This is a genomic window from Variovorax sp. P1_H2 (assembly GCF_056405295.1).
In genome coordinates this window covers 82683-95405 of record NZ_JBFUCJ010000002.1, presented here as the reverse complement: position 1 = coordinate 95405, position 12723 = coordinate 82683, and the positions used below count along the sequence as shown (strand labels likewise).

The following is a 12723-nucleotide window of genomic DNA, read 5'->3' as shown; positions in this document are numbered from 1 at the left end:
TCTGCCCGTATATTCCACGGATGCCTGCCGCATCCGGTGTCCATTCCCCCGCACTCCAGCCCGCACTTCTGCAGCTTGCGCAGCGCGGCGTGCAGCGCCGCTACCGCACGCGGGCGCTGCTGATCGAGGAGGGCGAACAGGGCGGCTCGGTCTACATCGTGCTGTCCGGGCGGCTGCGGGCCTTCCTGTCCGACGCCCGCGGGCGTGAGATCACGCTGGGCCTGCATGGGCCCGGCGAGTACGTGGGCGAAATGTCGCTCGACGGCGGCCCGCGATCGGCCAGCGTGGAGGCGGTCGAGCCCACCGTCTGCGCCGTGGTGACCCGCGAGACCCTGCTGCAGCACATCGCCGAGCATCCGGACTTCGCGCTGGCGCTGATCGTGCGGCTGATTCGCCGCGCCAGGCTGGCGACCGAGAGCGCCCGCAGCATGGCCCTGCTCGACGTCTACTCGCGCCTGAAGCGCCTGCTCGAGGAGCGCTCGGCGCCGAATACCGATGGCACGCGGCGAATCGCCGAGCGGCTGACGCACCAGGCCATCGCGAGCGAGATCGGCTGCTCGCGGGAAATGGTCAGCCGGCTGCTGAAGGACCTGGAGCAGGGCGGCTACGTGTCGGTCGCGCAGCGCCAGCTGGCGCTGCTGCGGGAACTGCCTGCGCGCTGGTAGGCGGTAGGCGGAGCCGGTCAGCGCGAGGTGCTCAGCGTCGCCACGGTGCGGCCCCCCGCATCCAGCAAGGCCAGCCGCGTCGGGCTCTGCAGCCGGTAGTTGGTGGTGGCCTGCAGGGCGGCGAAGAACTGCTGCTCCTTGGTGCCGAGCGCCGGATCGGTGCAGGCCATCCGCGTCGACGCCAGCTGGCTCAGCTTGAGCGTGCTGCCGCTGCGCTCGAAGGTGCCCGACAGCCGGTTGCAGCCGCCCGAGCCGCTGACGCGCCCGTTGCTGCGGTCGAACTGGACCTGCGGATCGCGTTGCGGGTCGCCGCCGCTGGCCACCGGCTCGCCGCCGAGCTGGTCGAGGCGCCAGACCGGACCCTCGATCGGCTCGTCGAGGCTGATGGCGCTGACGCAGCCGGCGGTCAGCGCGGCGGCCAGCAGGGCGGCCGTGACAAGGGGAATGGCGGCAGGGCGGGAGCGCATGGCCTGTCTGTCCTTCTGCAACAAATTGATATTCGCTGCATCGTATTCGACCGGGCCCGCGCACTCAATCGCGGGGCGCCTCCCAGTCAGTCGAGGACAGAGCAAAAACTGCTGCGCAGTTTCTTGATCTGTCCCGCGAGGTCTCAGCTGAGCACCACGCTGCTGAGGCGCCGGCGGTAGCTGGCCACGGTCGGGTCATCGGGCGGAATCTGGCCATCGGCGACCTTGACCTTCGGCGGCTCGATGATGTCGAGGATGGCGATGTAGGTCTTGCGCGCCAGGTCCTCGCTCCAGCTCTTGTCGCGCATCAGGATGTCGAGCAGCTCGTCCATCGCGTCGGTCCAGCGCTGGGCGCTCATGAGCAGGCGGGCGCGGCCGAAGCGGGCTTCGAAGTCGCGCTTGTTGGCGGCGATGCGGCTGTCCAGGTCGGCCAGCGCGGGCGCCGCCCCCGTGGCCGGGGCCGCGAAGTCGATCGCGTCCATCCAGCGCTGCAGCGAATCGAAGCGGCGCACCAGCGACGTCTTGGCGATCACCGGGGCGAACGCGACCTTGGCGTCGTCGGTGCGGCCCTCCTGCAGCAGCAGCTTGACGTAGTCGAAACGGGCGTCGTCGTTGGCCGGGTCGGTGGCGACCGCGTGCTGCAGCTTCTCGAGCGCGCCCTCGGTGTCGCCCTCGGCCAGCGCCTGCTGGGCCGAGACTTCTTCGTCGAGCGGGGGTGCATCCTCGTCGCCTGGCGGCACGTGCTTGTCGAGGAAGGTGCGGATCTGGTCGGCCGGGATCGCGCCGACGAAGCCGTCGACCGGCTGCCCGCCCTTGAACATCACGCAGAAGGGGATGCTGCGGACGCCGAACATCTGGCTCAGCTGCTCGGAGATCTGCGGCACCTTGTCGGCATCGAGCTTGGCCAGCGTGAAGCGGCCGGCGTACTCGACTTCGAGTTTTTCGAGCACCGGCCCGAGCTGCTTGCAGGGCCCGCACCATTCGGCCCAGATGTCGAGCAGGACCGGCGTGGTCATCGAGCCGTCGATCAGCTCGGACTGGAAATTTTCGAGGGTGATGTCGATCATCGCGGGAAGGTGGGGGTGAAACGTAAAATTGGAACCATGAAGCAAGCAATTCAGGTCGGTGTGGTGATGGGCTCGAACTCCGACTGGGAGACGATGCGCAACGCGGTCGAGATTCTCCAGCAATTCGGCATCGCCCACGAAGCCCGCGTGGTCTCGGCCCACCGGATGCCCGACGAATTGTTCGCCTACGCCGAAAGCGCCGCGCCGCGCGGGCTGGCCGCGATCATCGCCGGCGCCGGCGGGGCCGCGCACCTGCCGGGCATGCTGGCGGCCAAGACGACCGTGCCGGTGCTCGGCGTGCCGGTCGCGAGCCGGCACCTGCAGGGCGTCGACTCGCTCTACAGCATCGTGCAGATGCCCAAGGGCGTGCCGGTGGCGACTTTCGCGATCGGCAACGCCGGCGCGGCCAATGCGGCGCTGTTCGCGGTGGCGATGCTGGCGGTCGGCGACCCGGCGCTGCGCGACCGGCTCGATGCCTTCCGGCTGGCGCAGACCGAGGCCGCGCAGGCCATGACGCTGCCGCCGGGCGACGACCCCGCGGTGTCGCCGTTCTCGCCGCAGGGCGGGGGTGCGCTGTGAGCCGCCGGGCCGTTCCCAAGGCGAACACCGTAGCGCACAAGCGCGGAGGTGTCCGAATGAGCCGCCGGGCCGTTCCCAAGGCGAACACCGTAGCGCACAAGCGCGGAGGTGTCCGAATGAGCCGCCGGGCCGTTCCCAAGGCGAACACCGCAGCGCGCAGCGCGGAGGTGTCCGAATGAACGTCGTGCTGCCGGGCGCCACGCTGGGGGTGCTCGGAGGCGGCCAGCTGGGCCGCATGTTCGTGCACGCGGCGCAGGCGATGGGCTATTTCACCGCGGTGCTCGACCCCGACGCCGACAGTCCGGCCGGGCGCGTGAGCCATCACCACATCCACACCGACTACACCGACGTCGACGGCCTGGCGCGACTGGCCGGACTGGCCGATGCCGTGACGACCGAATTCGAGAACGTGCCGGCGCCCTCGCTCGAGCACCTGGCCGTGGCGCGGCCGGTGGCGCCGGGCCCGGACGCGGTGGCGATCGCCCAGGACCGAATCCGCGAGAAGGCCCACTTCGTGCGGTGCGGCGTCGAATGCGCCCCCTACGCCGTGATCGAGACCGCCGACCACCTGGCGGCCGTGCCGGCCGACCTGCTGCCCGGCATCCTCAAGACCGCGCGGCTGGGCTACGATGGCAAGGGCCAGCGCCGGGTGGCGACCCGGGACGAACTGGAGGCGGCCTGGAACGATGCCGGCGGCGTGCCCTGCGTGCTCGAGAAGCTGCTGCCGCTGGATTTCGAATGCTCGGTGATCGTCGCCCGCGGCGAGGACGGGCAGATGGTCAATTTCCCGGTGCAGCGCAACCTGCACCGGGACGGCATTCTCGCCGTCACCGAGGTCCATCCGAACAACATGCCCGAGTCGACCGCACGCCGCGCCGTCGCCGCGGCCCGCTCGATCGCCGAGGGCCTGGCCTACGTCGGCGTGCTGTGCGTCGAGTTCTTCGTCCTCGGCGATGGGCGACTGGTGGTCAACGAGATGGCGCCGCGCCCCCACAACAGCGGCCACTGGACGCTGAACGCGAGCGACGTGTCGCAGTTCGAGCTCCAGGTGCGCACGCTGGCGGGCCTGCCGCTCAATCCGCCGCGCCAGCACAGCGTGGCGATCATGCTGAACCTGCTGGGCGACCTGTGGTTCGTCGACGGCGATGCGCCGCGGGAGCCGCGCTGGGCCGACGTGCTGGCCCTGCCCGGCACCCACCTGCACCTCTACGGCAAGACCGAGGCGCGCCGCGGCCGCAAGATGGGGCACCTCAACATCACCGGCGACGCGATCGACGCGGTTCGCAGCACGGCCGACTTCGCGGCCGCGCTGCTGGGCCTGCCGATCCCGCTGTCGGAATGAACCGGGCCCGCGGGATGATTCGCGACGGCAATGCGCCCGATGCCATCGCCGAGGCGGCGCAGGTGCTGCGCGCCGGTGGCCTGGTCGCGTTCCCGACCGAGACCGTCTATGGGCTGGGGGCCGACGCCGGCAGCGACGCCGCCGTCGCCGGCATCTTCGCCGCCAAGGGCCGGCCCAGCGACCATCCGCTGATCGTCCACGTGCCGGCGGGCGCGAAGGGCGCCGAGGCGCTGGCGCATTTCGCGCGGCCGTTGCCGCCCTTCGCCGAGAAGCTGGTGCGCGCCTTCTGGCCCGGCCCGCTGACCTTGATCGTCGAGCGCCAGCCCGGCGTCGCTGCCGCGGCGGCGGGCGGCCAGGACACCATCGGCCTGCGCTGCCCGGCCCATCCGGTGGCGCAGGCGCTGCTGGCTGCCTGTGCCGACCTGGGCGTGCTGGGCGTTGCCGGGCCGAGCGCCAACCGTTTCGGCCGCGTGAGCCCGACCACCGCGCTGCACGTGCAGCAGGAGTTCGGCGACGCGCTGCTGGTGATCGACGGCGGGCCGTGCGCGGTCGGCATCGAATCGACCATCGTCGACTGCAGCCGCGGGGCCCCGGTGCTGCTGCGGCCCGGCGCGATCACGCGGGCGCAGGTCGAGGCAGCCGGCGGCGAGCCGCTGCGCGACAAGGTCACGCTCGGCGTGCCCGACCCGCGGGCCTCCGGCACGCTCGAGGCGCACTACGCGCCGAGCGCCAAGCTGCGCCTGATGGACGCCAAGGCCCTGCAGACCGGCCTCGATGTGCTCGGCGCCAATGCCGCCAGCATCGCGGTCTGGTCGCGCACCGTGCTGCGCAGCCGCTCGCAGCGAATCCTGCAGCGGCGCATGCCGGACGATGCGGCCGCGGCGGCACAGCAGCTCTTCGCGGTGCTGCGGGCCTTCGACGCCGAGGGCGTCAAGCTGATCTGGGTCGAGACGCCGCCGGCCACCCCCGAGTGGGAAGGCGTGCGCGACCGCCTCACCCGCGCCGCGGCTTCCTGAGACTTTGCGGGACAGACCAAGAAACTGCGCAGCAGTTTTTGCTCTGTCCTCAACTGATCAGAGAACTCAGCCTCCCGCAGCCAGCACGCCGGTGAAGAAACCGCGCGCTGCCGCCAGGCAGAAGGGCGGCACCAGCGTGCCATGGTAGGCCTGGACCACGGCCTGCTGCTGCTCGGCCGGGGTGCTGCCGCCGCTGGCCGCGGTGCTGGCCTTGGCCTGGGCAAAGCCGGCGCGCGCCGCCGAGTAGGCATCCAGGGTGTTGGCTTCCTCGAGGTCGACCACCGTCAGCGCCGACGCCGGCATGCCGCGGGCGCGGAAGTAGCCGGCGGTGGCGCGGGTGCTCAGGAAGTTGATGGTCGGGTCGTTGGCGCCGCCGCACATCAGCACCGGCCGCAACGGCAGCCAGTTGCGCAGGTCGTTCGCCACCGCGGCCTTGCGGAAGCCGAGCAGCGGCTGGCAGCCCAGCGGGGAACTGGTGTTCAGCGAGGCCGAGGTCGCCGGCAGCGCGTTGCCGGGGCAGGGATTGGCCTGGATGTCATTGGCGGCTTGCGTCAGGTAGCTTTGCCGGACCAGGTTGTTGGGGGCGTAGAAGACCGCCAGCGACGGATCGACCGGGCCCGGCACCGCATTCGTCGGATAGAGCGCCAGCGGCGGCAGCTTGCCCGTCGCGTAGAGCGTGTCGATCGGCGTCAGGCTCGGCAGCAGGGTGTCGATGCCGGTGGCGTACTGCGCTTCGTAGATGTCGCCGGTGGCGCTGTAGACGTAGCCGAACTGCTTCTGCCAGCTGGTCGAGAGCAGCGGCGTGAACAGCGTGGAGCCGAGCGCCGGCCAGCCGCTGAAGCTGTAGTCGGTCAGCAGGCTGATGGCGGCGGGCGCCGACAGCGGCGCCGATGCCGTGACCGACTTGCCGGTGGCCTGCAGCTCGCGGTGCGCTGCCATCGCCACGTAGCCGCCTTGCGAATAGCCCGTGACGAACAGCGAGCCGGCGTCGTCGGCATTGATCAGGGAGAAGGTCTTGCGGGCGGCGATCAGGGCGTCGACCATGTCCTTTCCTTGCTGGTCGCCGTTGAGGTAGGGATGGTAGGTCAGCGTCGACTTGTCGTAGCCGGCGTAGTTCGGCGCCACCACGATGAAGCCCTGGGCCGCGAACATCGCGGCCACCGTCAGGCCCTCGCCCGCCGCAGGCTGGGCGGCATCGGTCCAGCGGGCGATGTTGTAGTCGCGCGCCGGCGTGGTGCCGTGGGCGTACAGCACCACCGGGCGGGGGCCGTTGCAGGCGGCATCGGTGCCCGAGGGCACCATGATCGCGGCGGTCGCGTTGGTGGCCTCGCCCTGGCCGCCGATCGTGCGGTACTCGAGGTAGCGCAGATCGACGCCGCATCGGGGACTGCCGGCGACGACCAGCAGCGCCTTGCCCTCCGAGTTCGCCTGCAGCAGGGTGGAGAACTCGGCGGATGAGATCCGCTGCACCCGCTCGGGCGGCATCGTCACGACTGAGCCGCGTCCGGTGTCGACGGTGGCCGGCGCGTTGAATACGAAGCCATCGCTTCCGCCCCCGCAGCCGTCAAGGACCAGGGCAATGCCCGTCAGGGCGAGGGCGGGGAGTCTGTTCATGGGAGGCGTCTCCTGGGGTGAATTCGGGGGGGGCGACTGATTTTGGGCAGTGCCAGCCTGCTGCGCAATCGGTATCCGCCTACAGGGGCTCCGTGGCCCGCCGCTCAATTCTCCTGGGCCGCCCAGTCGACCAGGGCATCGAAGGCCGGGCGCGCCGCAACCGCGTTGGCGTGGTTGGCGATCGCGATGACCACCCAGCGCCGCCCGCTGGCGCCGTGCACATAGCCCGCCACGCCGGCGGCATCGCGCAGGCTGCCGGTCTTCAGGTGCGCGGCGCCGCCGGAGCGCAGCGCGCGCTTGCGCAGCGTGCCGTCGACGCCCGAGGCCGGCAGCGAGGACACCAGCTCCGGCATCACGGGCGAGCGCCAGGCCAGCTGCAGCATCTTCGCCAGGGCCGCGGCGCTGATGCGCTCGTCGCGCGACAGGCCCGAACCGTTGTCGATCACCGGCTGGCCCTCGCCGGTGCCGACCCGGTCGTTCCACCACTGGCGCAGCGTGGCGCGCGAGGCCTCGAGCGTGCCGCGCTTCTTCTGCTGCAGCCCGAGCGTCAGGAAGAGCTGCTGCGCCATCACGTTGTTGCTGTACTTGTTGATGTCGCGGATCACGTCGGCCAGCGGCGGCGACGTCGCCTCGAAGGCCGGCCGCAGCTCGGCCGGGACCCGGCCGTCGCGCACCTGGCCCTTGAGCCGGCCGCCCATTTCGGCCCAGAGGCCGCCGATCGCGCGGGCGGCGTAGCCGCGCGGGTCCGCATAGGCCACCGCCCAGGTCTTTTCGCCGCAGGCTGCCGGGTAGCTGCCCGCAAATGCGAGCCGCGCCGGATCGGCGAAGTCGCCGGCCAGGCTGCTGCGCCAGTCGCCGCACTCGCCGGCCGCGAGCGGCACCGTGGCCTGCATGGCAACGCCGGCCAGCGGCGGTTCGTAGCTCACCTGGGCGGTCTGCGCGCCGCGCTGGGGCACGAAGTTCATCACCACCGACTTGAAGTTGACCAGCAGCGCGTCGGGCGCCGCGTTGTAGGGGCGCTGGCCTTCGCCATCGAAGGCGTTCGGATCGGCCTCGGCCACTTCGAAGGCGCTGCGGTCCAGCACGATGTCGCCGTCGATGCCCTGGACGCCCAGCCCCTGCACCCGGCGCAGCAGCAGCCACAGCCGCTCGAGCACCAGCTTGGGATCGCCCTGGCCCTTGATGTACAGGCTGCCCTCGAGCACGCCGTTGCGCACCGGACCGTCCACGTACACGGGCGTGTTCCAGGTGAAGCCCGGGCCCAGCAGGTCGAGCGCCGCGTAGGTGGTGACCAGCTTCATGATCGAGGCCGGATTGACCGGCACCTGCGACCGCCAGGCGAGCCGCGGCGGCCGCACGCCTTCGGCATCGACCACCAGCATCGTCACGGCGTCGCGTGGCACCTTGGCGCGGGCCAGCGCGGCGTCGACTTCGGTCGGCAGGCCCTGGGCCCGCACCGGCACCGCGGCGGCCAGTGCGATGACCCACGCGAAGCTGCGGATTCGGTGGCAAAGGCGGCGCGCGGCGGGCAGGACGACGGTCATGCACGAATTATCCCGGGCCGGCTCCGGCTGTCGGCGCGAACGCAGCGCGCCGGCCGGTCACCCTGGATAATCGCCCGATGCCCGTAGCTCCCCGTTTCTCAGCCCGCACCATCGGCATCGGCGCGGCCGTCGTCACCGTCGGGGTCTGGACCGCGTTCATCGTGATCGCGCGGGCCTCCGCGGGGCGCTCGCTGACGCCTTTCGACATCGCCTTCGCCCGCATCTGCGGCGCCAGCCTGGTGCTGCTGCCCTGGGGCGGGTGGCTGGTGATGCGCGCGCGGGCCGCCGGGTCGACCCAGGATTCGTTCTTCGGGCTTTCGCCGTTGCCGCTGCGCCTGACCGCGCTGGCGGGCGTCTTCGGCGGCCTCGCCTACGCCCTCCTGGCCTATACCGGCTTCTTCTTCGCGCCGGCCAGCCATGCCTCGGTGCTGATGCCGGGCAGCCTGCCGCTGTGGACCACGCTGCTCGCGGCCCTGGTGCTGCGCGACCGCATCACGCCGCTGCGTGCGCTCGGACTGGCGCTGATCGTCCTCGGCGACCTGTTCGTCGGCGGTGCCAGCCTGCTGCACGCGCTGGAAGGCGGCGGGGTCTGGAAGGGCGACCTGCTTTTCATGAGCGCAGCCTTCTGCTGGGCCTGCTACAGCATCGTGGTGCGGCGGCACGGGCTCGAGGCCGTGCGTGCCACCATCGCAATCACCGTGTTCGCCTTCGTCGCCTTCGTGCCCGCCTATGGGTTGCTGGCCGCGGCCGGCCTGGTCGCGAGCCGCCTGGGCAGCGCGCCCGTCGGCGAGATCCTGTTCCAGATGGTGTTCCAGGGTGTTGGCTCGGTGGTGATCTCGGGCATTGCCTTCACGCGGATGATCCAGTACTTCGGCCCCGTGCGGTCCACGATGATCACGGCGCTGGTGCCGGGGCTGTCGGCGCTCGGCGCGGTGATTTTTCTCGGCGAACCGCTGTACTGGAACCTGATCGCGGGGCTGTTGCTGGTCACGGCAGGCATCCTGTTCGGCGTCCAGCGCAGCCGGGCTCCCGGCGGCCGCTCGGCCCCTGCCGTGGCGGTGGCGGGGGCGGCGGGAGGGTGCATCGATGGCTAGACTGCTGGCCTTCGACACCAGCACCGAGGCGCTGTCGATCGCGGTGCGCCACGGCGACCTGCTGCTCGAGCACAGCGGTGCCGGCGGCGCGCAGTCCTCGGCGAGCCTGATCCCGCTGATCCAGCGCTTGCTCGCGGCGGCCGGCCTGTCGCTGTCCGAACTCGATGCCATCGCTTTCGGCCGCGGGCCCGGCTCCTTCACCGGACTGCGCACCGCCTGCTCGGTGGCGCAGGGCCTGGGCTTCGGCGCCGGCGTGCCTCTGCTGCCGATCGACACCCTGCACGCCGTGGCCGAGGAAGCCCATGACCGTTTCGGCGTCACCCGCGTGGTGGCGGTGCTCGATGCGCGCATGGACCAGGTCTACGCGGCCGGCTACGACTTCGGCGTCGCGATCAGCGCCAGCGAAGCCGAACTGCTGGCGCCCGAGGGCGTCGTGGTGCCCGACGGCTGGGCGCTGGTCGGCAATGCCTTCGCCGCCTACGGCGAACGGCTGCCACGGGCGGCGGCGCGCCACGAGGTGCTGCCCACCGCCAGCGCGATGCTGCGCTTGGCGCCGGCATTGCTGGCCGCCGGCCGCACGGTCGCGCCGGCCGAGGCCTGGCCGCTCTACGTCCGCGACAAGGTGGCGCAGACCACCGAGGAGCGCGCGGCCCTGAAGGGGCTGACATGAGCGCAGCGCCGGGCCGCCCCAAGCAAGCTCGCGCCGCAGTGCGAAGCACGGAGGTCGCCTTATGAGCGCCGTGATGCGGCAGCCGCGCGAGGCGCGCCTCGAGCCGATCACGATCGAGCGGATTCCCGCTGTCTGTGCCATCGAGCGGAGTGCCTTCACCCATCCCTGGACGCCGGCCAACTTCACCGACTCGCTGGCCGCCGGCTACCACTGCCAGTGCCTGGTGGCCCCGACGCCGGACGGCGATGCCGCCGCGGAAGCACCGCGTGGCGCGCGGGCCCTCTGGAACCGGGTGACTTCACGCGACACCGGCGAGACGCTGATCGGCTACTTCGTCGCCATGAAGGGCGTCGACGAGGTGCATCTGCTCAATATCACGGTGGCGCCGGCCTTCCAGGGCCAGGGCTGGGCGCCGCTGATGCTGGAGGCGCTGGCCGGCTGGTCGCGCGGCCTGAACGCGCAATGGCTCTGGCTCGAAGTGCGGGCCAGCAACCTGCGCGCCCTCGCGGTCTACGAACGCAACGGCTTCCGGCGCGTGGGCATGCGCAAGGGCTACTACCCCGCGCACGGCGGCGCCCGCGAGGATGCGGTCGTGATGAGCCTGCGCCTGAACGAATCGCCCAGCGCCTGGGGAGGATTGAAATGAAATGCCCCCAACGCTCATCGCTTCGCGTATCGCTGCCCCCCGAGGGGGCGCTCAGTGCCCTTCGGGCGGCCGGGCGGGCACTGAAATGAAACACCCCCGAAGCGCCTGCGGCGCCTCCCCCTCCAGGGGGCGATACCGGCGGCCCGGCAAAGCCGGTTCCGCGGTATCCCTGGTATCGGACTGCGCCGGTTTCATGGGTCGTGGGTCGCGCACCGCGCGGTGGAGCAACAAGCCTGCGCAGGCAGGCTTGGAGCCGCGGACCTCAGTCCCTCAAGAGGGGCGATACCGGCGGCCCGGCAAAGCCGGTTCCGCGGTATCCCTGGCATTTGGCTGCGCCGGTTTCATGCGTCGCGGGTCACGCGATCACGTGGTGGAGCACTGACATGACGACCGATGCAATGAAGCTCGATGCGCGGCAGCGCGCCATGCTCGACGAAATGGGCGTCAAGCTCTTCTGGTGGCGCCAGCCGGAACCGGTGGAGATGCCGGCTCCGGAAGCCGGCCCTGCCGCCGCCGACCGGCTCGAGCCCGCCGTCGCGGCGCCGGCAGCGGAGCTCCCCGCCGTAGCGCCCCCGCGGGCGGTACCGGCCGTCGCTGCGCCGGCGCCCGCCGTGCACCGGGCCTCCCCCGCGGCCACGCACGGCGCCGCCGTGCTGGCCGAGGCACCGCGGCGCCTCTGCGGCGACCCGGCCGCGTCGCAGGGTGGCTGGCTGATCGTGGCCGACATGCCGCCGGAACTCGATGGCCGGCACGGCGACCCTTTCGAAGGCGATGCCGGCAGGCTGCTCCACGCCATGCTGAATGCGCTGCAGCTTCATGGCGGCGCGGTGCCGGTGCACCTGATGCGCACGCACCGCGGCGTGGCTTCGGGCCAGGCCGGCAGTCCGCATCCGATCGGCGAGGTACTGGCCGGCAGCATCGCCGCGCTGGCGCCGCGCGTGGTGCTGGCCATGGGGCCGCTGGCGGCGCAGAGCCTGATGCAAAGCAGCGAGCCGCTCGGCAAGCTGCGCGGCCGCGTGCTGCCGATGGACCTGCCGGCCCTGCCGGCGGTGCCTGTGGTCGCCAGCTACCACCCGGCCTACCTGCTGCGCAATCCGGCCGACAAGGCGCGCGCCTGGGCCGACCTCTGCCTGGCCGCAGAACAAGTGGGGCCGGCCGCCTAAAATTCGGCCCATGACCTTCCTGGACAAGCTGCGCGCCGCCGAGCGCCAAAACGGCTCGCTGCTGTGTGTCGGCCTCGACCCCGAGCCGACCAAATTCCCCGCCTCGCTCAAGGGCGACGCCGGCCGGATCTACGATTTCTGCGCCCGCATCGTCGACGCCACGGCCGATCTGGCGATCGCGTTCAAGCCGCAGATCGCCTATTTCGCCGCCCACCGGGCCGAAGGGCAGCTCGAGCAGCTCATGGAACACATGCGCCGCAACGCCCCCCAGGTGCCGGTGATCCTCGACGCCAAGCGCGGCGACATCGGCTCCACCGCCGAACAGTACGCGCGCGAGGCCTTCGAGCGCTACGGCGCCGACGCCGTCACCCTGTCGCCGTTCATGGGCTTCGATTCCGTCGAGCCCTATCTGCGCCACCCGGACAAGGGCGCCTTCCTGCTGTGCCGGACCAGCAACCCGGGCGGTGCCGACCTGCAGGGCCAGCGCTTGGCGGATGTCGAGGGCCAGCCCTTCCTGTATGAGCATGTGGCAAGGCTGGCCCAGGGGCCCTGGAACCTCAACGGCCAGCTCGGGCTGGTGGTCGGGGCCACCTACCCGGCCGAGATCGAACGCGTGCGCGCCTTGGCGCCCACGGTGCCGCTGCTGATCCCCGGTGTCGGCGCCCAGGGCGGCGATGCGGTCGCCACCGTCCGCGCCGGCTGGCGCCCGGATGCGCCGATCGTGGTCAATTCGTCGCGTGCCATCTGCTACGCCTCGGCCGGCGAGGACTTCGCCGAGGCCGCCCGGCGCGAGGCCATCCGCACCCGCGACGCGCTCCAGGCCGCCAGGCCCTGAACGACATTCCGCGTCAGTCCG

13 protein-coding genes are annotated in these 12723 nt (G+C 71.6%); 9 read left to right on the top strand and 4 right to left on the bottom strand.

What is annotated here, in order from left to right; genetic code table 11:
• Window positions 1–20: 20 nt before the first annotated feature.
• Window positions 21–665, top strand: a complete 645-nt coding sequence (locus AC1D2E_RS01625) for a Crp/Fnr family transcriptional regulator (RefSeq protein ID WP_478195768.1) — start codon at window positions 21–23, stop codon at window positions 663–665.
• Window positions 666–682: 17 nt separating this feature from the next.
• Here the strand turns inward: AC1D2E_RS01625 and AC1D2E_RS01620 are convergent, their stop codons facing one another.
• Together AC1D2E_RS01620 and AC1D2E_RS01615 are read right to left on the bottom strand one after the other, a co-directional pair.
• Window positions 683–1132: an META domain-containing protein gene (locus tag AC1D2E_RS01620; protein ID WP_478195767.1), complete on the bottom strand. Its 450-nt coding sequence runs from the start codon at window positions 1130–1132 to the stop codon at window positions 683–685.
• 143 nt (window positions 1133–1275) lie between these two features.
• Window positions 1276–2199, bottom strand: coding sequence for a tetratricopeptide repeat protein (locus AC1D2E_RS01615; protein WP_478195766.1), 924 nt, complete (start codon window positions 2197–2199; stop codon window positions 1276–1278).
• A 36-nt stretch (window positions 2200–2235) separates the two neighbouring features.
• Here AC1D2E_RS01615 and purE point away from each other — a divergent pair, with 36 nt between their 5' ends.
• The 3 genes from purE (at window position 2236) to AC1D2E_RS01600 (ending at window position 5136) form a co-directional block, all read left to right on the top strand.
• On the top strand, window positions 2236–2778 hold the full coding sequence (gene purE, locus AC1D2E_RS01610; RefSeq protein ID WP_478195765.1) for a 5-(carboxyamino)imidazole ribonucleotide mutase: 543 nt from the start codon (window positions 2236–2238) through the stop codon (window positions 2776–2778).
• Between the two features lie 175 nt (window positions 2779–2953).
• Window positions 2954–4120 carry a 5-(carboxyamino)imidazole ribonucleotide synthase gene (locus AC1D2E_RS01605; protein WP_478195764.1) on the top strand — a complete coding sequence of 389 codons (1167 nt, stop codon included), beginning with the start codon at window positions 2954–2956 and terminating at the stop codon, window positions 4118–4120.
• A 14-nt stretch (window positions 4121–4134) separates the two neighbouring features.
• The gene (locus tag AC1D2E_RS01600) at window positions 4135–5136 is read left to right on the top strand and encodes an L-threonylcarbamoyladenylate synthase (protein WP_478195818.1); all 1002 of its coding nucleotides are present in this window, start codon (window positions 4135–4137) and stop codon (window positions 5134–5136) included.
• A 66-nt stretch (window positions 5137–5202) separates the two neighbouring features.
• Here AC1D2E_RS01600 and AC1D2E_RS01595 read toward each other — a convergent pair whose 3' ends face one another.
• A complete protein-coding gene (locus AC1D2E_RS01595) occupies window positions 5203–6750 on the bottom strand; it encodes an alpha/beta hydrolase family protein (RefSeq protein WP_478195763.1) in 1548 nt (515 codons plus the stop codon).
• A gap of 104 nt (window positions 6751–6854) precedes the next feature.
• Window positions 6855–8294 carry a D-alanyl-D-alanine carboxypeptidase/D-alanyl-D-alanine endopeptidase gene (dacB, locus tag AC1D2E_RS01590; RefSeq protein ID WP_478195762.1) on the bottom strand — a complete coding sequence of 480 codons (1440 nt, stop codon included), beginning with the start codon at window positions 8292–8294 and terminating at the stop codon, window positions 6855–6857.
• Window positions 8295–8371: 77 nt separating this feature from the next.
• On the opposite strand from dacB, the gene AC1D2E_RS01585 reads away from it, so the two are divergent.
• The 5 genes from AC1D2E_RS01585 (at window position 8372) to pyrF (ending at window position 12702) form a co-directional block, all read left to right on the top strand.
• On the top strand, window positions 8372–9388 hold the full coding sequence (locus AC1D2E_RS01585) for a DMT family transporter (RefSeq protein ID WP_478195761.1): 1017 nt from the start codon (window positions 8372–8374) through the stop codon (window positions 9386–9388).
• Window positions 9381–10058, top strand: coding sequence for a tRNA (adenosine(37)-N6)-threonylcarbamoyltransferase complex dimerization subunit type 1 TsaB (tsaB, locus tag AC1D2E_RS01580; RefSeq protein ID WP_478195760.1), 678 nt, complete (start codon window positions 9381–9383; stop codon window positions 10056–10058). Before AC1D2E_RS01585 ends, tsaB begins: the two co-directional genes overlap by 8 nt.
• Before the next feature lie 61 nt (window positions 10059–10119).
• Window positions 10120–10704 carry a GNAT family N-acetyltransferase gene (locus AC1D2E_RS01575; protein WP_478195759.1) on the top strand — a complete coding sequence of 195 codons (585 nt, stop codon included), beginning with the start codon at window positions 10120–10122 and terminating at the stop codon, window positions 10702–10704.
• Between the two features lie 383 nt (window positions 10705–11087).
• Window positions 11088–11867: a uracil-DNA glycosylase family protein gene (locus AC1D2E_RS01570; protein ID WP_478195758.1), complete on the top strand. Its 780-nt coding sequence runs from the start codon at window positions 11088–11090 to the stop codon at window positions 11865–11867.
• A 10-nt stretch (window positions 11868–11877) separates the two neighbouring features.
• The gene (gene pyrF / locus AC1D2E_RS01565) at window positions 11878–12702 is read left to right on the top strand and encodes an orotidine-5'-phosphate decarboxylase (protein ID WP_478195757.1); all 825 of its coding nucleotides are present in this window, start codon (window positions 11878–11880) and stop codon (window positions 12700–12702) included.
• Window positions 12703–12723: the final 21 nt, after the last annotated feature.